General features: G+C 57.7%; 21 protein-coding genes and 1 other RNA gene. 11 read left to right on the top strand and 11 right to left on the bottom strand.

What is annotated here, in order from left to right; translation table 11 throughout:
• The first annotated feature begins 75 nt into the window (after nt 1–75).
• From AB1748_RS06340 to ykgO, 4 genes are all read left to right on the top strand, one after another.
• Nucleotides 76–1272: an efflux RND transporter periplasmic adaptor subunit gene (locus AB1748_RS06340; protein ID WP_128086415.1), complete on the top strand. Its 1197-nt coding sequence runs from the start codon at nt 76–78 to the stop codon at nt 1270–1272.
• Nucleotides 1273–1288: 16 nt separating this feature from the next.
• On the top strand, nt 1289–4444 hold the full coding sequence (locus AB1748_RS06335; protein ID WP_367396141.1) for an efflux RND transporter permease subunit: 3156 nt from the start codon (nt 1289–1291) through the stop codon (nt 4442–4444).
• Nucleotides 4445–4644: 200 nt separating this feature from the next.
• Nucleotides 4645–4899: a type B 50S ribosomal protein L31 gene (locus tag AB1748_RS06330; RefSeq protein WP_111140303.1), complete on the top strand. Its 255-nt coding sequence runs from the start codon at nt 4645–4647 to the stop codon at nt 4897–4899.
• Between the two features lie 10 nt (nt 4900–4909).
• A complete protein-coding gene (gene ykgO, locus AB1748_RS06325; protein ID WP_111140302.1) occupies nt 4910–5050 on the top strand; it encodes a type B 50S ribosomal protein L36 in 141 nt (46 codons plus the stop codon).
• Between the two features lie 45 nt (nt 5051–5095).
• On the opposite strand, the gene AB1748_RS06320 is transcribed toward ykgO, so the two are convergent.
• Genes AB1748_RS06320 through AB1748_RS06310 form a run of 3 tightly spaced genes read right to left on the bottom strand, consistent with a single transcriptional unit; the run spans nt 5096 to nt 7494 of the window.
• Complete coding sequence (locus AB1748_RS06320) at nt 5096–5974, bottom strand: metal ABC transporter substrate-binding protein (RefSeq protein ID WP_111140301.1); 879 nt, start codon at nt 5972–5974, stop codon at nt 5096–5098.
• Nucleotides 5975–5989: 15 nt separating this feature from the next.
• Nucleotides 5990–6829 (bottom strand): metal ABC transporter permease, encoded by an 840-nt coding sequence (locus AB1748_RS06315; protein WP_111140300.1) that lies wholly within the window; start codon nt 6827–6829, stop codon nt 5990–5992.
• Entirely contained in the window at nt 6826–7494 is a 669-nt protein-coding gene (locus AB1748_RS06310) for a metal ABC transporter ATP-binding protein (protein WP_111140299.1), read from the bottom strand. The genes AB1748_RS06315 and AB1748_RS06310 overlap by 4 nt, the downstream gene beginning before the upstream one ends.
• Before the next feature lie 337 nt (nt 7495–7831).
• On the opposite strand from AB1748_RS06310, the gene AB1748_RS06305 reads away from it, so the two are divergent.
• The 3 genes from AB1748_RS06305 (at nt 7832) to AB1748_RS06295 (ending at nt 8950) form a co-directional block, all read left to right on the top strand.
• On the top strand, nt 7832–8185 hold the full coding sequence (locus AB1748_RS06305; protein WP_111140298.1) for a hypothetical protein: 354 nt from the start codon (nt 7832–7834) through the stop codon (nt 8183–8185).
• A gap of 147 nt (nt 8186–8332) precedes the next feature.
• Nucleotides 8333–8710, top strand: a complete 378-nt coding sequence (gene tomB, locus AB1748_RS06300) for an Hha toxicity modulator TomB (protein WP_111140297.1) — start codon at nt 8333–8335, stop codon at nt 8708–8710.
• A 24-nt stretch (nt 8711–8734) separates the two neighbouring features.
• Nucleotides 8735–8950, top strand: coding sequence for an HHA domain-containing protein (locus AB1748_RS06295; protein ID WP_111140296.1), 216 nt, complete (start codon nt 8735–8737; stop codon nt 8948–8950).
• 130 nt (nt 8951–9080) lie between these two features.
• Here AB1748_RS06295 and ffs read toward each other — a convergent pair.
• Nucleotides 9081–9177, bottom strand: an RNA gene (gene ffs, locus AB1748_RS06290) — signal recognition particle sRNA small type.
• A 175-nt stretch (nt 9178–9352) separates the two neighbouring features.
• On the opposite strand from ffs, the gene AB1748_RS06285 reads away from it, so the two are divergent.
• On the top strand, nt 9353–9664 hold the full coding sequence (locus AB1748_RS06285; RefSeq protein WP_293770839.1) for an MGMT family protein: 312 nt from the start codon (nt 9353–9355) through the stop codon (nt 9662–9664).
• 37 nt (nt 9665–9701) lie between these two features.
• Here AB1748_RS06285 and AB1748_RS06280 read toward each other — a convergent pair whose 3' ends face one another.
• Nucleotides 9702–10259, bottom strand: a complete 558-nt coding sequence (locus AB1748_RS06280) for a YbaY family lipoprotein (protein WP_111140294.1) — start codon at nt 10257–10259, stop codon at nt 9702–9704.
• 190 nt (nt 10260–10449) lie between these two features.
• Here AB1748_RS06280 and tesB point away from each other — a divergent pair, with 190 nt between their 5' ends.
• A complete protein-coding gene (tesB, locus tag AB1748_RS06275; protein WP_111140293.1) occupies nt 10450–11313 on the top strand; it encodes an acyl-CoA thioesterase II in 864 nt (287 codons plus the stop codon).
• Nucleotides 11314–11360: 47 nt separating this feature from the next.
• Here tesB and amtB read toward each other — a convergent pair whose 3' ends face one another.
• The 5 genes from amtB to AB1748_RS06250 form a co-directional block, all read right to left on the bottom strand.
• Nucleotides 11361–12647, bottom strand: a complete 1287-nt coding sequence (gene amtB, locus AB1748_RS06270) for an ammonium transporter AmtB (RefSeq protein ID WP_293770840.1) — start codon at nt 12645–12647, stop codon at nt 11361–11363.
• A 34-nt stretch (nt 12648–12681) separates the two neighbouring features.
• Nucleotides 12682–13020 (bottom strand): P-II family nitrogen regulator, encoded by a 339-nt coding sequence (glnK, locus tag AB1748_RS06265; protein ID WP_003850469.1) that lies wholly within the window; start codon nt 13018–13020, stop codon nt 12682–12684.
• A 257-nt stretch (nt 13021–13277) separates the two neighbouring features.
• On the bottom strand, nt 13278–15053 hold the full coding sequence (locus AB1748_RS06260; RefSeq protein WP_367396140.1) for a SmdB family multidrug efflux ABC transporter permease/ATP-binding protein: 1776 nt from the start codon (nt 15051–15053) through the stop codon (nt 13278–13280).
• Nucleotides 15046–16815: a SmdA family multidrug ABC transporter permease/ATP-binding protein gene (locus AB1748_RS06255; protein ID WP_111140954.1), complete on the bottom strand. Its 1770-nt coding sequence runs from the start codon at nt 16813–16815 to the stop codon at nt 15046–15048. The genes AB1748_RS06260 and AB1748_RS06255 overlap by 8 nt, the downstream gene beginning before the upstream one ends.
• A 24-nt stretch (nt 16816–16839) precedes the next feature.
• Nucleotides 16840–17301, bottom strand: coding sequence for an Lrp/AsnC family transcriptional regulator (locus AB1748_RS06250; protein ID WP_111140970.1), 462 nt, complete (start codon nt 17299–17301; stop codon nt 16840–16842).
• A gap of 116 nt (nt 17302–17417) precedes the next feature.
• Between AB1748_RS06250 and AB1748_RS06245 the strand changes: the two genes are divergently transcribed.
• Nucleotides 17418–18452, top strand: coding sequence for a PLP-dependent cysteine synthase family protein (locus AB1748_RS06245; protein WP_367396139.1), 1035 nt, complete (start codon nt 17418–17420; stop codon nt 18450–18452).
• A 34-nt stretch (nt 18453–18486) separates the two neighbouring features.
• On the opposite strand, the gene cof is transcribed toward AB1748_RS06245, so the two are convergent.
• Nucleotides 18487–19308 (bottom strand): HMP-PP phosphatase, encoded by an 822-nt coding sequence (gene cof, locus AB1748_RS06240; RefSeq protein ID WP_367396138.1) that lies wholly within the window; start codon nt 19306–19308, stop codon nt 18487–18489.
• A gap of 92 nt (nt 19309–19400) precedes the next feature.
• Between cof and AB1748_RS06235 the strand changes: the two genes are divergently transcribed.
• On the top strand, nt 19401–21116 hold the full coding sequence (locus AB1748_RS06235) for an SgrR family transcriptional regulator (protein ID WP_367396137.1): 1716 nt from the start codon (nt 19401–19403) through the stop codon (nt 21114–21116).
• Nucleotides 21117–21138 lie beyond the last annotated feature (22 nt).

The raw sequence follows: 21138 nt of genomic DNA, 5'->3' as shown, positions 1-21138 counted from the left end.
TGCGACTTGACACAGCAATGGGTTTTCAGTTTGTGATCCATTGACCAATTGATATCGGACACTAGAGGTTTATTTATGAATAAAATCAGAGGGTTATCGCCTCTGGCGGCCGCCCTGATGCTCTCAGGCAGCTTTTTGTTAACAGGATGTGACAACAATAAATCCGAACAAGCCGCCCAGCAGCAACCGCCAGCCGTCGGTGTGGTGACACTGAAAACTGAACCCCTTAAGATTTCAACTGAATTACCCGGCCGCACCTCGGCATATCGTGTGGCTGAAGTCCGTCCGCAGGTGTCCGGTATCATTCTGAAGCGTAATTTCGTTGAAGGCAGCGATATCAAAGCCGGTCAGTCTCTCTATCAGATCGACCCTGCCACCTACCAGGCGGCTTACGACAGCGCGAAAGGCGACTTAACACAGGCGCAGGCGAATGCCCGTATCGCGCAACTGACCGTTAAGCGTTACAAGCCGCTGCTCGGCACGAAATATATCAGTCAGCAGGATTACGACACCGCCGTGGCGACCGCCGCGCAAAACGATGCTGCCGTTCAGGTTGCCAAAGCCAATGTGGAAACCGCCCGTATTAATCTGGCGTACACCCGCGTGACCTCCCCAATCAGTGGCCGTATCGGTAAATCGTCCGTGACTGAAGGTGCCCTGGTCCAGAGCGCACAGACCACCGCGCTGGCAACGGTTCAGCAGCTGGATCCGATGTATGTCGACGTTACGCAGTCGAGCGAAGACTTTATGCGCCTGCGTTCAGAGCTGGAGTCGGGTCAGCTGAAGCAGAACGATGGCAAAGCCAACGTCACCCTGCTGATGCAGGATGGCAGCAGCTACGCGCAGACGGGTACCCTGGAGTTTTCTGACGTGACCGTGGATGAAACCACCGGTTCCATCACGCTGCGCGCCATCGTACCGAACCCGAACCACACCCTGTTACCGGGGATGTTTGTGCGTGCGCGTCTGGATGAAGGCACCAATCCGAATGCGCTGCTGGTTCCTCAGCAGGCAGTCACCCGCACACCAACCGGTCAGGCGACGGTGATGGTGGTAGGTGCGGATAACAAAGTGGAATCCCGTCCGGTCACCACCTCGCAGGCGATTGGCGACAAGTGGCTGGTCACCGGCGGAGTGAAAGCGGGCGAGCGCGTGATCAGCACCGGTCTCCAGCGTGCCAAACCTGGCGCACAGGTGACTCCACAAGAAGTCTCAGACGATGCGAAAGCGGCACCCGATGCAAAGCCGCAGTCTGACAAGTCATCGTCATAACAGGAGCCGTTGATTCATGGCTAAGTTCTTTATCGATCGCCCCATCTTTGCGTGGGTACTCGCCATCATCATCATGCTGGTCGGTGCGCTATCGATTCTCAAACTCCCGATCGAGCAATATCCCAATGTTGCGCCGCCGGCGATTGAGATTCAGGCCTCTTATCCGGGTGCGGATGCGAAAACGCTACAGGACTCGGTGACCCAGGTCATTGAGCAGAACATGAACGGTATCGACGGACTGATGTATATGTCCTCGAGCAGCGACTCCTCGGGTACGCTGACCCTGACGCTCTCGTTTGAGTCAGGCACCGATGCGGACATCGCGCAGGTTCAGGTGCAGAACAAACTGCAGCTGGCGACGCCGCTGCTGCCGCAGGAAGTTCAGCAACAGGGGATTCAGGTTAAAAAATCCTCCAGCAGCTTCCTGATGGTGGCCGGTTTCATCAGCGACGACGACAATATGACGCAGAATGACATTTCTGATTATATTTCGTCGACCATTAAGGATCCGCTGAGCCGTACCAAGGGCGTGGGTGATACTCAGGTCTTCGGTGCGCAATACGCCATGCGCATCTGGATGGATCCGCACAAGCTGAACAACTACAACCTGACGCCGGTTGACGTGATCAGCGCGCTGAACACCCAGAACACCCAGGTTGCTGCCGGTCAGTTAGGCGGTACGCCTCCGGTTCCGGGTCAGCAGCTTAACGCCTCGATCATCGCGCAAACCCGTCTGACCTCGACCGAAGAGTTCGGCAAAATCCTGCTCAAGGTCAATGAGGATGGTTCTCAGGTCCGTCTGCGTGATGTGGCAAGGATCGAACTGGGTGCGGAAAACTACGAGATCATCGCCCGCTACAACGGCAAGCCTGCGTCCGGTATCGGTATCAAGCTGGCCACCGGTGCGAATGCGCTGGATACCGCCAATGCGGTGAAGGCTGAACTGGCCAAAATGCAGTCAACCTTCCCGGCCGGGATGAAAGTGGTCTATCCGTATGACACCACGCCTTTCGTAAAAATCTCGATTTTTGAAGTAGTAAAAACGCTGATTGAAGCGATCGTGCTGGTGTTCCTGGTCATGTACCTCTTCCTGCAAAACTTCCGCGCGACGCTGATCCCGACGATCGCCGTGCCGGTGGTGCTGCTGGGTACGTTCGCCGTGATCAGTGCTTTTGGTTACTCGATAAACACCCTGACGATGTTCGGGATGGTGCTGGCGATCGGCCTGCTGGTGGATGACGCCATCGTCGTGGTCGAAAACGTCGAACGCGTCATGGCCGAAGAGGGTTTGCCGCCAAAAGAGGCAACCAAACGTTCCATGGAGCAGATCCAGGGGGCGCTGGTCGGTATCGCGCTGGTACTGGCCGCCGTCTTCATTCCGATGGCGTTCTTTGGTGGATCAACCGGCGTCATTTATCGTCAGTTCTCCATCACCATCGTTTCCGCCATGGCCCTGTCAGTGCTGGTCGCCTTTATTCTGACCCCGGCACTCTGCGCGACCATGCTGAAGCCAATTGAAAAAGGCGAGCATGGCAAAACCACCGGCTTCTTCGGCTGGTTCAACCGCATGTTCGACAAGAGCACCAACCACTATGTGGACAGTGTGGGCCACATGATCCGCAGCACCGGTCGCTATATGCTGATCTATCTGCTGATCGTGGTCGGTATGGCATTTCTGTTTATGCGCCTGCCCTCCTCCTTCTTACCGGAAGAGGACCAGGGTCTGCTGCTGGCTCAGGCACAGCTGCCAGCCGGTGCAACCCAGGAGCGTACCCAGAAAGTCCTGGATCAGGTGACCGACTACTTCCTGACTCAGGAGAAGGATTCGGTTAAGTCCGTGTTTACCGTTAACGGCTTCGGCTTTGCCGGTCGCGGACAGAACACCGGTATCGCCTTCGTCAGCCTCAAACCCTGGGATGAGCGTACCAGCAGCGACATGAAAGTACCGGCGATTGCGGGCCGTGCCATGCAGGCGCTGGGCGCGATCAAAGATGCGATGGTGATTCCGTTTAACCTGCCCGCGATTATCGAACTGGGTAACGCCACCGGCTTCGACTTCGAGCTGATCGATCAGAACAACCTCGGTCATGAGAAGCTGACGGAAGCGCGTAATCAGCTGTTCGGCATGATTGCTCAGCATCCTGATACCCTGGTGGGTGTGCGTCCGAACGGACTGGAAGATACCCCGCAGTACAAGCTGACAATCGATCAGGAGAAAGCGCAGGCGCTGGGCGTATCGCTGAGCGATATCAATACCACGCTGGCAGCCTCCTGGGGCGGCTCATACGTCAACGACTTCATCGATCGTGGTCGCGTGAAGAAAGTGTACGTTATGGGTAAAGCGGATTCGCGTATGTTGCCGGACGACATCGGTAAGTGGTACGTGCGTAACAGCAGCGGAACCATGGTGCCGTTCTCGGCCTTCTCAACCGCGAAATGGCAGTATGGCTCGCCGCGCCTTGAGCGCTACAACGGCCTGCCGGCGATGGAGATCCTGGGACAGGCTGCGCCTGGCAAGAGTTCGGGTGCCGCGATGGATCTGATGGAAGAGCTGGCGGCGAAGCTGCCTGCCGGTATCGGCTATGACTGGACCGGTATGTCCTATCAGGAACGTCTGTCAGGCAACCAGGCCCCTGCCCTCTACGCTATCTCGCTGATCGTGGTCTTCCTCTGCCTTGCCGCGCTGTATGAGAGCTGGTCGATTCCGTTCTCGGTCATGCTGGTGGTGCCACTTGGGGTCATCGGTGCGCTGATCTTTACCACGCTGCGTGGCTTAAGCAATGACGTCTACTTCGTGGTGGGATTACTGACGACCATCGGCCTCTCGACCAAGAACGCCATCCTTATCGTCGAATTTGCGAAAGATTTGATGGATAAAGAGGGCAAAGGGCTGATTGAAGCGGCGCTGGAGGCGTGTCGTATGCGTTTGCGTCCTATCCTGATGACGTCACTGGCGTTTATTCTCGGGGTACTGCCGCTGGCAATCAGTACCGGCGCCGGTTCCGGTTCGCAGAACGCAGTGGGCACCGGCGTTATCGGGGGTATGGTCACCGCAACGCTGTTAGCGATCTTCTTCGTGCCGGTGTTCTTCGTGGTGGTCCGCCGCCGCTTCGGCAGGAAAAAAGATAACGCAGCAAAAGGTCATCCGGTCACCTCTGATCAGACACACTAAGCTGTCATCCGTTAAAGGGCCGCGCAAGCGGCCTTTTTTTTGCCTGCAATTCTCTTTTCAGCTGCGGCCCTCTGCGGGTCGCGGCTTTGTCCTTCGCCCCGTGCTTCCCACTTTACGCCTTCCGGACACGACGATCGTTGCAATCCTGGACGGTCTGCCGCATACTATTGTTATAGTATAACATTACAATTGAGAGCATTATGAAAGCGAATATTCATCCTCACTATCGTCCGGTGGTCTTCCACGACACGTCGGCTGACGTCTGGTTCAAAATCGGATCGACCATCAAAACCGACCGTACCGTGGAGTTTGAAGGCGAAACCCTGCCCTACGTCACCCTGGATGTGTCGTCGGCTTCGCACGTTTTCTACACCGGTAAACAGAAAGATTTCGCCAAAGAGGGCAGTACCGCACGCTTTAACCAGCGTTTCGGGCGCTTTCTTGGCCGCAAATAGGAGGTGAGTCATGCAGGTCGTCAGCTCGCTGCGCTCCGCCAAAAATCGCCATCGCGATTGCAAAGTGGTGCGCAGGAAAGGACGTGTTTACGTTATCTGTAAAACTAATCCACGTTTCAAAGCGGTGCAGGGAAGAAAAAAAAGACGCTAGTGTGTGTCGTGATGAGTGGCCGGGCTTGCCCGGCCTTTTTTATGCTTACTGCATGCTCTTCAGCATCGCATTCACGTTATGTTTAAAGGCGGCCTGATAGGTTGCCGCCGGGCCTGAGGCCGTGGAGAGGGCTTCCGGATAAAGCTCGCCTCCCGGCTCCGCACCGGTGGCACTGGCAATCTGCCTGACCAGCCGCGGATCGGTCTGGTTCTCGATAAAGTAGCGGGTAATGTGCTGCTGCTTCAGCTGAGTGATTAACCCCCCCACGTTGCTGGCGCTCGCCTCGGCTTCGGTGGAGAAGCCCACCGGTGCCAGGAATGTCACGCCATAGCGCTGGCCGAAGTAACCAAACGCATCGTGGCTGGTGAGCACTTTCCGTTTATCGACCGGCACTCGCGCAAAAGCGGTTTTCGCCCAGCGATCCAGCGCCTGAAGCTGCTCTATGTAGTCCTCTCCACGCCGACGGATGTCCGGCGCGTCTTCAGGATCGGCTTTAACCAGCGCATTCATCACGTTGGTCGCGTAGATCACGCCGTTCTGCATACTGTTCCAGGCGTGCGGATCGGTAATGGTTTTGCCCTCGTCCTCCATGCTGCGGGTGGTGACGCCCGCTGAAGCGACCACGGGCTGACCGCGATAACCGGAGGCGGTAACCAGCCGATCCATCCACCCTTCCAGGCCCAGTCCGCTGACAAACACCAGGTCGGCCTTCGCCAGCGCCTCGCTGTCCTGCGGTGTGGGTTCAAAGGTGTGGGGATCGCCGTTTGGCCCCACCAGACTTTTGACTTTCACATGGTCGCCACCGACCTGCTTAACGATATCGCCCAGCACGGTAAAGCTGGCGACCACATCCACCGTTTTTGCCATTGCTACAGGCGCAGCAAACAGCGCAGCGAGCGCCAGCGTCAGGGGTAATTTTTTCATAGCGTCCTCATAGATTTAATGGCGGCGTAAAATTCCGCCGCACGGTCCTGTCAGAATGGAGAGAAAAAAGAGCATGGCGGCGCTCAGCACCACCGCAGGTCCGGCTGGCAGAGAAAAGTGCCAGGAGAGCATCAGACCTGCCAGCGCCGACATCATGGCCATCCCCATCGCGATGAGCAGCATGGCGGCCAGATGGCGGCTCCAGAAACGTGCGCTGGCGGCGGGCAGCATCATCAGTCCCACCGACATCAGGGTGCCGAGCACCTGAAAACCGGCCACCAGATTCAGCACCACCAGCATTAAAAACAGACCATGAACCAGCGGGGCACTCCACTTTCCCTGCGCCCGCAGGAAGTCACTGTCGAAAGCGTCAATCACCAGCGGCCGGTAGATGATGGCCAGCATAATCAGCGTAAACGCCGCGATGCCGCCCACCAGCAGCAGCGCCGCGTTGTCTACTGCCAGCAGCGAGCCGAACAGCACATGCAGCAGATCCACGCCAGAGCCACGCAGAGAAACCAGCGTCACGCCCAGCGCCAGTGAGCCAAGGTAAAACCCGGCAAAGCTGGCATCCTCTTTCAGCGGCGTGTAGCGACTGACGGCTCCCGAGAGCAGCGCCACGGCTAAACCGGCGATCAGCCCTCCCACCCCCATGGCGACCAGTGACAGGCCGGAGATCAGATAACCGACGGCAGCGCCGGGCAGCACCGCGTGGGACAAGGCGTCGCCGATCAGGCTCATGCGGCGCAGCGAGAGAAACACGCCGAGTGGCGTGGCGCTGACAGCCAGCGCCACGCAGGCGACCAGCGCGCGTCGCATAAAACCGAACTCAATAAAAGGCTGTATCAGGGTCACGGTGCCAGGCTCCGCTGCAGGGAGAGAGGCGAGCAGAATTCGCCGGTCTCATCTTCATCCAGTGAAAGTACGCGGCTGAAATAGCGGGCGACCAGCGGACGATCGTGCAGAACCACCAGCAGCGTGGTGCCCGCCCGCTGCTGCTGCTCCAGGATCGCCATCAGCAACGTCACCGTCTGGCTGTCGATGCCGTTAAACGGCTCATCCAGCAGCCAGAGCGCGCTGCGCTGCAGCATCAGCCGGGCAAACAGCACGCGCTGAAGCTGGCCGCCGGACAGGGTTGCGGGCTGCGCCCCGGCGAAATCACGCATCTGTACCGCCTCCAGCACCTGCCAGATTTCCCGACGCAGCATCCGGTTGATACCGCCGAACCAGCCGCAGCGAGGCCAGCAGCCCATCGAGACCAGTTCAAAGACGGTCAGGGGAAAGCGGGTTTCCAGCTCGGTACGCTGCGGCAGCCAGCCAATATCCCGCCGCGCAATCTGCAGTTCGCAGCGCCCGGCTATCGGGGGCAGTAAACCCGCAATGGTTTTCAGCAGCGTCGATTTGCCGCTGCCGTTGGCGCCCACCAGGGCAGTCATCGAGCCTGCGGCAAGCTGGCCGCTCAGGGCCGGGGTCACGGCCTCACCCTGGTAGCCCGCCCGAAGCGAATCAAACCGGATCATGCGCTGATCCCCCATTTGATCGCCACGGCCAGCAGGGCGATGACGAGCAGTGCAACAGTCAGTCGCCCGCCCAGTGACATAAGTAATCCGCTCTGATGCATCACTTCACCAAAATGTTATAACATAACAATTAAGATAACGGATGTTGAGCACAGTTAAACGGGGGAATGTGTATCAAAAGATAAACAGGCTGGCGGTGACTGGCAGACCTGAACAGGGGAAACCGGCTCGGTGTTGCTGGCCAGCCGGGTAAACAGACGCTTTTGTGCTCAGCGGGCTTGCAAACCCGTTGCAGAAAACCAATGATAGGTTATTAATGGTTTAAGGCGAACCGGATATGCTGTCACGCATTGAGTGCGATATTGCCGCAGGCGAAACGGACTGCGCAAAAATAGCTGAGATTGTTCAGCGGAATATTCTCAAAATAACCGATCTTCTGGTGGGAGATTTACGCTGGTATTCACAAAATGCCCGGTTTGTTCCAGGCAGTTTAAAAATTATTTCCATTGAATATCAGGATCTGAATAGTTTTAAATTACTTTACGATTTTGACTGGAATTTATTTAGCCCCTGCCAGGATCTGAATGAAACGGTCACACAGTCGGAACAGGTAAACTTTCACATTAAGCCCGGCGCACTTGAGTTTGATGTGATAGACAATCAGCAACCCTCCCCCGGCGATGAATTGTAATATTTAGTAATGGAGGTGAGCAGAACTAATGGTTTTACACTATCTTTAAGATGTCCCGTTTAATAACTGCCCCGATAATCGCTTCATGGCCGTGTTCTCTTATCTCGCCGGCCTGCGGCAACTGTGCTAGCTATGGAGGGGAAAAAGATGGACGAATACTCACCGAAACGGCATGATATTGCCCAGCTTAAATACCTGTGTGAGAGCCTGTTTGACGACAGCATGGCATCATTAACGGACAGCCATCATGGCTGGGTAAATGATCCGACTTCCGAAAGCAATCTGCAGCTTAATGATTTGATTGAGCATATCGCCTCTTTCACCATGAATTACAAAATCAAGCACGTTGAAGATGAAGCGCTGATTTCGCAAATCGATGAATATCTTGATGATACCTTTATGTTATTCAGCAACTATGGTGTCACAACCCCGGATCTTCAGCGGTGGCAACGTTCAGCGAAGCGCTTATTTAATCTGTTCACTGAAGAGTGCGCTTTTCTCCAGCAGCCGAGCCATTCATTATAGTACTGACATGAGAACGATTTATTTATGAACAAAACCCTGACAAAAACCGATTATTTGATGCGACTGCGGCGCTGCCGCTCGCTGGATACCCTCGAAAGGGTGATTGAAAAAAATAAGTATGAATTACCGGAAGACGAATTAGCCATATTCTATTCGGCGGCTGACCATCGTCTGGCGGAACTGACCATGAACAAGCTCTACGATAAAGTCCCGGGTTCAGTGTGGAAATTTGTCCGTTAATCTAATCGATTATTGCTAAGTTTTACCCCTGTTTAGTACCAGACATTCCTGCCTGCCGGCACAGGATCGGCCCGGGCGGGTTTTGGCTGTCTGCAATTCGTGGGGGTTTTCAGGGGGAAAATGGTGGGGGCCCTGCCAGCTACATCCCGGCACACGCGTCACCTGCTGCGGCTGCTTCCTTCCGGATCTGACCGAGTTCACAAGCTAGCATTGCGGGAGAACCAACAGGGCCCCCATTGACAAGCCCTCTTTACGAGAGCGGGGGCATTATCTGGGAAGGAGGGGTCAATTGCAAGCGTAGTCGGGACAACCGTTGTTTTCTTGAACAACCCTGACCCGAAAGCGTTCAGACGCCCTTCTCCATGCTAAAATTAAGGCCCTTTTTCCGGATGAAACAAGCAGATGGATCAGCCTGACACTTTTCAGCACCGCATCTGGCAGATTGTTGCCGCGATTCCGTATGGCCGCGTCGCCACCTATGGCGATGTTGCCCTGCTCGCCGGTTCTCCGCGCGCAGCACGTCAGGTCGGCGGCGTACTGAGCCGTCTGCCTGAAGAGACTACCCTGCCCTGGCATCGCGTCGTTAACCGGCACGGCACCCTTTCCCTGCAGGGGGATCGTCTGTTACGGCAGCGGGATGCCCTGGCGGCGGAAGGTATAGCGATCAGTGATGACGGGCAGCTCGATCTGGCAACCTGGCGCTGGCGATTTTAGACAGGAAAAGGGGCGACAGCGTCGCCCCGAAACACGCTTAAATGTGGGTCGGTGCCGGAACCGCAGCGGATGGCGTTACCATCGTCGGTGAGGTAGAAGGCACGGTAGTTGCAGCGCCTGGCTGGGTTGGCATCGCCATAGACGGGACCGGGACCAGCAGCAGTTCCGCTTTGGTACCACCCTGATTGATCACCGGCTTCACGCCTTCGGTGACAAAGGCCAGCTTGCCGTCGATGGCAATCGCCGCACTTAACAGAATGCGGGCGTTGGGCTGGATGTCGGCCGGGTTAAACGGCAGAACGAACTGGAACGGAGCCTGTTTACCCTCGGTGCGCACGACACGCTGTGACAGCACTTTTGATGGGGCATCGGCCATCGACGCATCAGACAGCGTCACGGTTAATACGGCATCCGGCGGCAGCGCAATGCGCTGACGGATGAAGATTGAGCCACTGACGTTCGGCTGCGCAATCGCCGTCGTCTGTCCTGCCACGGCTGACCCCAGCGTCGGCGTGGGCACAGGTTTACTTTTATCGGCGCATCCCGCAACAGCAACCACCATAACTACTCCACTGAACACATGCCTGAGTTTCATTGATGTCGTCTCCATTTGATCAAAATGATTATCGGCAGCGAATCCTGCTTACAGCGCTTCACTCGCCGTATGTCCTTAATGTTGGCACAAAAATGAGATTTTGCCTGGCACAGGCAAAGCGGAAAGTCTGATTGACGTTAACTGGTCCGATCTTTCACACTGAGCAGGTCACTACATTGAGGAATGCGCCATGAGTCAGGCACTGCAAAATCTGCTGAATTTATTGAATCTGGAAAAACTGGAAGAGGGTTTATATCGCGGCCAGAGCGAAGATCTGGGGCTGCGCCAGGTGTTTGGCGGTCAGGTAGTGGGTCAGGCGCTGTATGCCGCAAAGCAGACCGTCGCGGAAGATCGCACCGTTCACTCTTTTCACAGCTACTTTTTGCGGCCTGGCGACAGTCAGAAAGCGATTATTTACGATGTGGAAACGCTGCGCGATGGCAAAAGCTTCAGCGCCCGGCGGGTCAGTGCCATTCAGAACGGCCAGCCGATTTTCTATATGACCGCCTCCTTCCAGTCACCGGAACAGGGATTTGAACATCAGAATCCGATGCCGCAGGTGGCAGGCCCTGAGAATCTGTTAACCGAGCAGGCGATGGCGCAGAAGATGGCCCATCTGCTGCCCGAAAAACTGCGTGAAAAGTTCATTGCCGAACGCCCGCTGGAGATCCGTCCGGTGCAGATCCACAATCCGCTGCGGGGACATGTGGATAAGCCTGAACGTCAGGTCTGGATCCGGGCCACCGGGCCACTGCCCGACGATCTGCGTATCCATCAGTACCTGCTCGGCTACGCCTCGGATCTTAACTTCCTGCCGGTTGCCCTGCAGCCGCACGGCAAAGGCTTTCTGGAGCCGGATATGCAGGTCGCGACGATCGACCACTCGATGTGGTTCCATCGTCCGTTCGACTTCACCGAATGGCTGCTCTACAGCGTGGTCAGTACCTCGGCGTCCGGCGCGCGCGGTTTCGTCCGCGGGGAGTTTTATAATCAGCAGGGTGTGCTGGTAGCGTCAACCGTTCAGGAAGGCGTGATGCGTCAGCGCAGCGAATAAAAAAAGGGGGCGATTGCTCGCCCCCCGATTCTTTTGCTGCCCGACGATTACTGGTTGTAAGCGTTCTCGCCGTGGCTGTTCACATCCAGACCTTCACGCTCATGCTCTTCCGGCACGCGCAGGCCAACAATCAGATCGGCCAGCTTAAAGCCGACGAAGGCGACGACACCTGACCAGACAACGGTTACGCCCACGCTGAAGATCTGCACCCACACCTGATGGCCCATGGTTACGCCTTGTGCATAGCCTACGCCGCCCAGTGAAGAGGACGCGAACACGCCCGTCAGGATACAGCCCACGATGCCGCACACGCCATGCACGCCGAACACATCGCAGGGATCGTCCACGCGCAGCCATTTTTTCAGGGTGGTCACACCCCACAGGCCCGCCAGACCACCCACCAGACCGATAATTAACGCGCCACCCACGCCGACGTAACCACAGGCTGGGGTAATCGCAACCAGTCCGGCAATAAAGCCTGAACAGGCACCCAGCAGAGAAGGTTTACCACGCACCGCCCACTCGCCGAAGGTCCATGACAGCACGGCACCCGCGGTTGCAACAACGGTGTTCAGGAAGGCCAGCGCCGCAATTTCATTTGCCGCAGACGCGGAACCGGCGTTGAAACCGAACCAGCCGACATAAAGAATGGCCGTTCCGGTAAAGACCATAGGCAGGTTGTGCGGTTTAAAGGCTTCTTTGCCAAAACCGGCACGTTTGCCCACCAGGTAAGCGCCCACCAGGCCCGCGACTGCGGCGTTAATGTGTACGACCGTACCGCCAGCGAAGTCCAGCGCGCCATCCTGGGCCAGGAAACCGCCCGCCCAGACCATGTGTGCGATAGGCAGGTAAGAGAGCGTCAGCCAGACGCCGACAAAGATCAGCACGGCAGAGAAGCGGATACGTTCGGCAATGGCACCCACAATCAGCCCCACGGTGATGCAGGCAAAGGAGGCCTGGAACGCTACGTGGATATACTGATAGAAACTGCCCATTACGGCGGTGAGCTGAATGTTTTTCAGCATCGCCCAGCCGAAGCCGCCGAAAAAGGCGTTGCCTTCGCTGAAGGCCAGCGAGTAGCCGTAGACTACCCACAGCACGCAGACCAGTGAGAAGGTGACCGCAACCTGAGTCAGCATCGACAGTACGTTTTTGCCGCGGATCAGGCCGCCGTAAAAGAGTGCAATACCTGGAATTGACATAAACAGCACCAGCGCGGTGCAAATCATCATAAATGCGTTATCAGCCTTGTCCGCAACGGCAGGCGCGGCCATCGCGAGTGAGGGTAACAGTGCCAGGCTGGTGAGGCCCAACTTCGCTAACATTTTATTCATTTTTATCCCATCCCATCACAGTACTGAGTCGTAATTACAGAGCGGCTTCGTCGGTTTCGCCGGTACGAATACGGATAACGCGCTGCAGTTCAGCCACGAAAATTTTACCGTCGCCAATTTTGCCGGTGTAAGCTGCTTTGCTGATGACATCCACCACTTCGTCTAACTGATCGTCGGCAATCGCGATATCAATCTTGACCTTGGGCAGAAAGTTCACGCTGTACTCAGCCCCGCGATAAAGCTCTGCATGGCCCTTCTGACGACCAAATCCTTTCACTTCGGAGACGGTGAGCCCCTGAATGCCGATAGAGGATAAAGCTTCACGCACATCCTCCAGCTTGAATGGCTTAATTACGACGGTAACCAGCTTCATTGGATCCCCTCCAGCGAGTAAATAAGTAACGTTTACGGACACGCAGGGATATAAGCAAAGCCTGTGCCAGAGTGTAAAACCGGCACAAATCAGTGGTTCAGACGAGACGCGGCAAGGGATGGTATAGAGTGCCTGCTGCGCAGGCGCGCGGTATGACAGAGATCACAGTCGCGGAGTGCACTCCTTTGGTGCTTCAGGCGTCAAAGGAGTGCATTTATACAGATTAGTCTGATAAAGGTGCGCAAAAAAGGTGCAACTCAGCTTTCAGCGGTCGCCGCCGCGCCCGACGCCAGTTCATCTCCCGCCTGCTGAAGCTGGTACATCTGCCAGTAACGGCCCTGCATCGCCAGCAGTTGCTGATGGGTGCCTTGTTCCACGACGTGACCACGATGCAGCACCAGAATCTTGTCTGCCTCGATAATCGTCGAGAGCCGGTGCGCAATCACTACCAGCGTACTGTGCTGGCGCAGCGTCGTCAGGGTCTGCTGAATAGCCTGCTCCGTACCGGAGTCGATATTGGCCGTCGCCTCATCCAGGATCAGGATCTGCGGCAGGTCAACCAGCACCCGCGCCAGTGCCAGTAGCTGCTTCTGCCCCACCGACAGGTTGTTGCCCTGCTCGCCGAGACGGGTATGAATCCCCTCTGGCAGCGCACGCGCCAGCGGAGCCAACTGCACCTGCTCCAGCACCCGCCAGACGGCCTCTTCGCTGATGTCACGTCCCAGCCGCACGTTTGCCAGAAGTGTATCGGCGAGCACCACCGGATCCTGCTGCACCATCGCGATACCGTGACGCAGCACGGCGTGGCTGAGGTCGCCGATGGGGCGACCGTCAATCCGGATTGCGCCAGGCGTCACCGGGTAATAGCCCATCAGCAGATTCGCCAGGGTGCTTTTTCCGCTGCCGGTATGCCCCACCAGCGCCACAAATTCGCGCGGCGCGACTTCCAGATTGATGTCGCTCAGCACGTTGCGGTTTTCGCGGTAGGCAAAGCTCAGCTGGTTCAGCGTAATACGACCGGACGCCAGAGGTTGCTGATCGACACCATACTGCTGCTGTGCTGCATCCATCAGTTCAAAAATGCGCTCACCGGAGACGACCGCCTGCTGCAGCATCGACTGCTGGGTGGTCAGCTCAATCAGCGGCTCATTCAGCCGGCCCAGATAGGTAATAAAAGCGTAGAGCACCCCGACCTCAAACACGCCAGGCACGGAGAAACTGAACAGGATCAGCAGCCCGCACAGCACCATCGCGGAGAACAGGCTCAGCAACGGGCGCAGCAGAAAACCATCAAGACGCAGCGTTTCCATGCGTGCCAGATAGTGGGAACGGCTCGCTTCGCCCATCCGCTCACCGAACCGCGCCTGCTGGCGGAACTGCTGGATGACACTCATGCCGCTGATCACTTCGTTAAAGCCGTTGTTGATGTCAGCCAGATAGCTGCGAACCCGGCGGGCAATCGGCGTGCTGTAGCGCTGATAGATAAACATCACCATCAGTACCAGCGGGAAGATCATCATCGCCACCAGCGCCATGCGCCAGTCAAGAGTGAACATCGCCACCATCATGGCACCGACCAGCGCGGCACTGCGCAGTACGGTGGAAACCACGGTGACATAGAGATCGCGGATTACTTCCGTGTCGTTAGTGACACGCGAAATAATCTGCCCGACCGGCTGGGTATCAAAGGCGCTCAGCGGCTGACAGAGCGCCGCGTTCATCACATCACTGCGTAACCGCTGTACCACCCCGATGGCGGCGCGGTTAAACAGCAGCGCCTGCCAGTAGTGCAGCGCGGCGGCCAGCAGCTGAAGCAGGATAAAACCGGCCACCAGTCCGGCCACCAGCCCCCAGGGCATCTGATGTTTCGCCACCAGGTTATCGATAAAGTAGCTGACCAGCACCGGTCCGGTCACTTCTGCTGCGGCAGCGATCCATAGCATCCCCACCGCCAGCGACAGGGATTTACGCCAGGGTTTGCCGTAGCTGAGTAAACGTTTCAGGGTCGGCCACACGCGTCCGGACTTAGCCATGCGGCACTCCTTTTTCGTTTTCATCATCATCCAGCGCGGCTTCCAGCTGCTGGTAACGGTACATATCGCGATACCAGCCCGCCTGGCTGGTCAGCGCGTCGTGGTCGCCCCGCAGCGCCACGCGGCCCTGCTGCAGCACCAGAATCTCGCTGGCTTCGGTAAGGGCCGACAGGCGATGGGCGCTGATAATCAGCGTGCGCCCCTGCCCCCAGATCCGCAGGTTATGCAGGATTTCGTGTTCGGTCCGGCCATCCACCGCCGAAAGCGCGTCATCCAGAATCAGGATTTCGGCATTCAGCAGCAGCGCCCGGGCGATCGACAGGCGCTGTTTCTGCCCCCCCGACAGCATCACACCGCGCTCCCCGACCTCGGTTTCATAGCCCTGCGGCAGACGCAGGATATCATCATGCACGCAGGCCAGCGTGGCGGCCCGTTCGATCTCCTCGCGGGTGGCATCCGGTTTCCCCAGCGCAATATTGTTTGCCACGCTGTCGGAGAAGAGGAACGGCGTCTGGCTGACGACCGCCAGACGGCTCCGCCAGCTGTCCAGCCGCAGCTGCGGCAGCGGGATCTGGTGATAGCGGATGTCGCCCTGCTGAATATCGAAGTGGCGCTGAATCAGGCTCAGCAGGGTGCTTTTGCCACTGCCGGTGGGGCCGCACAGCCCCAGCATCTCGCCCGGTTTCAGCTGGAAGCTGACGTCGCTCAGCACCGGACCGGCACTGGCCGGGTAATTGAACGCGCGAATGGCGACCTGCAGCGTGCCAGGTTCGGCTGGCAGAGTGGTGTCGCCATCCTCCACCGCCGGTGCCTCGGCCAGCAGCGCGCCGATGCGGCTCCAGGCCGCGCTGCCGCGCTCGACAATATTAAACATCCACGCCAGCGCCAGCATCGGCCAGATCATCAGGCCCAGGTACATGACAAAGCTGGTGAGCTGGCCCAGCGTCATCTGATCGTGCCACACCAGCCAGCTGCCGCCGCCAATCGCCAGCAGGTTAGAGAAGCCGATTGCGATATAGATGGTCGGATCAAAACGGGCATCGACCCGCGCCACGCGCAGGTTCTTTTCCCCGGTATCGCGGGCAATATCGGCAAACTGCTGCGACTGATGCTGCTCAAGTCCGAAGGCCTTTATCATCCGGATACTGGTCAGGCTCTCCTGCGTCTGATCGTTGAGGCTGGAGAAGGCGGCCTGCGCCAGCTTAAAGCGGTGATGCAGCTGATTGCCGTAGCGATGGATGACGATGGCCATGATCGGCATCGGCACCAGCGCGAGCAGCGTCAGCTGCCAGCTAATCTGCGTGCTCATGACCAGCAGCACCACGCAGCCCATCACCAGCGAGTCGACCAGCGTCAGAACGCCCTCTCCGGCGGCAAATACCACCCGATCCACATCATTGGTGGCGCGGGCGATCAGATCGCCGGTGCGGTGACGCAGATAGAAGGCCGGTTGCTGACGACTCAGCTGGCGATAGAAATCTTCGCGCAGCTCAACCGCCAGCTGGTAGGAGGCCCCGAACAGCAGCACGCGCCAGACATAACGCAGCAGATAGACCACCACCGCCGTTGCCAGCATGACCCCGATCCACATCATGATACGGCCGGTGCTCATGTTGTCGCGCGTCACGCCATCCACCACCACGCCAACCACATGTGGCGGCAGGAGCTGCAGGATCGCAATCACGATCAGCAGGATGACCGCGCCCAGATAGCGCCGCCACTCCCGCAGAAAATACCAACTTAATTGACTGAATAATCGCACAACGCTGTTCTCAATCTCAGGCCCTCAGGGGGCGACGGGTAAGGCCGTGGTGTATTTAATCTCTTCCATGGCAAAGCTGGAGGTGACATCAATCAGGCCAGGCACACCATTCACTAATCGTTTGTAGAAAGCATCATAGCTCTTCATATCGGCCACCTGGATCCGCAGCAGATAGTCATACTCCCCCGCCATCCGGTAAAAGGCCATCACCTCCGGCATGCCGCTCACCACCGAGACAAAAGTCTGATACCACTCGCGGCTGTGCTGCTGGGTTTTCACAAACATAAAGGCCGTCAGTGACAGTCCGATTTTATCCCCGTCCAGCAACGCCACGCGTGCGCGAATAATGCCATCATCTTCGAGCTTTTTCAGGCGCTTCCAGCAGGGGGTGGTGGTGAGGTTGACGGCCTCCGCCAGCGATTGCAGTGACAGGGTACAGTCCTGCTGCAGCAGCGCCAGTAGTTTAAGGTCAGTTTTATCTAACATTTGCGGCTCCGAGAGAATCATTTTCTCCACTGGTGCGATTTTAGCGGTAATTATGCAATCTCTTTTTCCTGCACGTGCCATAAAATAGTCACATCATTTTTTACCGGACACCTGAGATGCACACCTGCTGGATTCGCCACGCTATCAACGAAATTAACGCTGACTTTCAACGTTCGGCGGAAACCCATCTGATCCGTTTCGATCTGGCGGACTTTCCCGGCATCTGGTTCTACCTGAAAGATGAGAGCACCCATCCCAGCGGCAGCCTTAAACATCGGCTGGCTCGTTCGCTGTTTCTCTACGGCCTCTCCAACGGCTGGATTAAGCAGAATACGCCGATTATTGAAGCCTCGTCAGGCAGCACTGCCGTTTCTGAGGCGTACTTCGCAAGGCTGCTGGGGCTGCCCTTTATTGCGGTGATGCCTGCCAGTACCGCGAAGCGCAAAATCGAGCAGATCACCTTCTATGGCGGCCAGTGCCACTTTGTGGAGGATCCCTGCCAGCTCTATGCAGAATCTGAACGGCTGGCGCGCGAGCTGAACGGCCACTTTATGGATCAGTTCACCTATGCGGAACGCGCCACCGACTGGCGCGGCAATAACAATATTGCGGAAAGCATCTTCCGTCAGATGCAGCATGAGCCCTACCCGATTCCGCATACGGTCATTATGAGTGCGGGCACCGGCGGCACCTCGGCCACGCTGGGCCGCTATATCCGCTATCAGGGACTGGAAACAAAACTGCTGGTAGTCGATCCGCAACACTCGGTCTTTTTCGATTACTGGCAGCAGCGCGATGCCACGCTGACCAGCACGCGTGGCAGCCTGATCGAGGGGATTGGCCGTCCACGGGTAGAGCCGTCATTTATGCCGGACGTGATCGATGAAATGCTGAAAGTGCCGGATGGTGCAACGCTGGCGGCGATGCTGAAGCTGGAGAGCATCCTGGGACGCAAACCTGGCGCCTCAACCGGCACCAACTTCTGGGGCATGATGCAGGTGGCAAAACGTTTACGGGCCGCAAATCAGCGGGGATCGCTGGTCACCCTGCTGTGTGACAGCGGCGAGCGTTATCCCGACACCTACTATCAGCCTGAGTGGGTGGCAAAACATATCGGCGATATCACGCCCTGGCAGCGCGAGCTGGCGTAAAAAACCGGACATCCTGTCCGGTACACGGCAAACCTCAGCATTCGGGGGAATACGCGAGGTGGGGCGTTGCCAGCCAGTGATTTAAGTAATGAGACACGGCCTGTCTCTCGCAATGGCCGATTACCGGCAGATGCGGCAGCGCGGCTTTCAGCTGCGCCATCGCATTGCCCATGATGAAGCCCTGTCCGGCCTGCGCCAGCATTTCGCGATCGTTCATTGCGTCACCAAACGCCATACACTCCGCCATTGTCAGCGACAGATGCTCACATAACTGACTCAGGGCGCTGCCTTTGTTGCAGCCTGCGGGCAGCACCTCCAGACAATTCACAGCGGAAAAACAGATATCGGCCTGATCGCCCAGCGCCACATCCAGCTCTGTTTTCAGCGCCAGCAGGCGCGGGTGCTCGTCAATAAAACAGATTTTAGTCACCTGATGCGCGGGCAGTGCTTTCAGATCGCAGAGCTGATAGCGGAATCCGCTCATCTGATGAGCGTTGAGCAGTTCAGGCCGCGCACGGTCGGTAAACCACCCCCGATCATTGAAAACATGCAGGGAAGCGGAGGTTGTCCAGTGACCGTGGATCACCGTTTCTGCCACGGCAGCGGGCAGATCCTGCGCAGCAATCAGCTGACCGGACGGGTCATGAACGCGGGTGCCATTGCCGGTGATCAGCCACGCGGGCAGCGCCATTTTCTCACGTAACATCTGCATCTCCAGCAGATGACGTCCCGTCGCCAGCACCAGATGAATGCCGCGCTGATGCAGCGCCTGCAGAGTGTCGAGCGTCTGCTCTCCCGGTTGATGATTTGGCAGTAACAGTGTGCCATCCATATCGAACGCCGCTAAACGCACCATGAGTGATCTCCTGCTGAAAGAGGAAGTCCACTATTGCCTGTTAATTGCGGAACTAATAGTGAATACTTTGAAAAAATTGTTCCGGGTTTCTGATGCGCCAGCTTAACCGTCTCAATCAGTTTCAGCGTCTGTGGCAGCAAAGTCAGGGCGCGCCACAGCAGACCTGCGTAGCGGAGATGGCCCGCCACTGCATCTGCAGCGAGCGTCATCTGCGTACCCTGCTGTCACAATGGCAGCAGGCAGGCTGGCTCAGCTGGCAGGGCGAACCCGGTCGCGGCAAACTGGGGCAGCTGCAGTTTCTGCGCACGCCGGAACAGTTACGCCAGCAGCTCCTGCAACGGCAGCTTGAAGCTGGCGAGGCGGCGGAGGCCCTGCAGCTGCTGGATCTGCCGCCGGAAAGGCTGATCAATATGCTGCGGCCCCTGATGGGCGGCCAGTGGCAGAATGATACGCCGGTTCTGCGCATCCCCTACTATCGACCGATGGAAAGCACCGATCCACGCCAGATTGCCGGTCGCGCTGAGCAGCATCTGGTTCGTCAGATCTATTCCGGCCTGACCCGCTTTGAGCAGGATGAGCCGGTCGGCGATCTGGCGCATCACTGGCAGCACGATGAAACGGCCTGCCACTGGCTGTTCTGGCTGCGGCCACAGCTGATGTGGCACAACGATGAGCCCGTTCGGGCCGGACAACTGGTCACGCAGTTCCGCCAGATGCTGCAGGATAAGCGCGTCAGCCTGCTGCTGGCGGAGGTGACCGGCATTGATGCGCCCCATCCGCTGGCTGTGCGGTTTACCCTGCGCCAGCCAGATTTCTGGCTGCCCCATCGCCTCGCCCACCTGCTGTGCCTGCTGCCCCACCCCACAGAACCCGCCATCGGCAGCGGCCCCTGGAAACTGCGACACTTCAGCCCCGAGCTGGTCAGGATCGAAAGCCATGCGCGCTGGCATCTGCAGCAGCCGCTGCTGCAGGCGGTGGAGTACTGGATTACGCCGCAGCTGTTTGATCCCAGCCTGGGCAGCAGCTGTCGTCATCCGGTGCAGATTGCGATAGGCGAACCCGCCGCACTCAGGACGCTGCAGCCGGTCAGCAGCAGCATCAGTCTCGGCTTCTGCTACCTGGTCTGCCGCCCGCGGGCCGGTTTTTCCGCCAGCCAGGCGCGCAGACTTTTTCAGCTGATCCAGCAGAGCGGCATCGTCAGCCGGTTACCACTGGATGAGGGATTGATCACTCCCAGCCGGGAGCTGCTACCCGGCTGGGGCGTACCGCTATTTGATGACGACCCGGTTCCTTTACCGGCATCCCTGACGCTGCATTATCAGTTACCGGTGGAGCTGCATGAGATGTCGCAGGCGCTGGTGGCGCTGCTGGAAGCGCACGGCTGCATCCTGAAGGTGGTGTTTCATTCGGTAAAAAACTGGCACACCCTCGCCCCGCCTGATGAGGCGGATATCGTAATGGGCGATCGGCTGATTGGCGATGCGCCGATCTTTACCCTGGCCAGCTGGTTGCAGATTGATCCGCTCTGGCGACCGCTGTGGTCTGGCGCGCAGGGCAAACAGGTGGCGGCGCAGCTGCAGACTATCCGGCAGATCGTGGATGGTGAAGCCCGTAGCCACGCGCTGCACCAGCTTTACGATCGGCTGATGCGCGACGGTATCCTGCTGCCCCTGTTTAATTATCGCTATCAGATCCATGCGCCGCCCGGCGTAGAGGGCATTGAGCTGAACACGCTGGGCTGGTTCGATTTCAGCCGCGCCTGGATCCCGCCCCCCATCGATCCATCCTGCCGCTGTTCAGCAACGTAATGAGGAATTACCATAGGCGCAA

The sequence above is a fragment of the Pantoea sp. Ep11b genome (assembly GCF_040783975.1).
Classification (GTDB): domain Bacteria; phylum Pseudomonadota; class Gammaproteobacteria; order Enterobacterales; family Enterobacteriaceae; genus Pantoea.
Note: the sequence above shows the minus strand (reverse complement) of the source record. Positions and strands in the feature narration are given on the sequence as shown.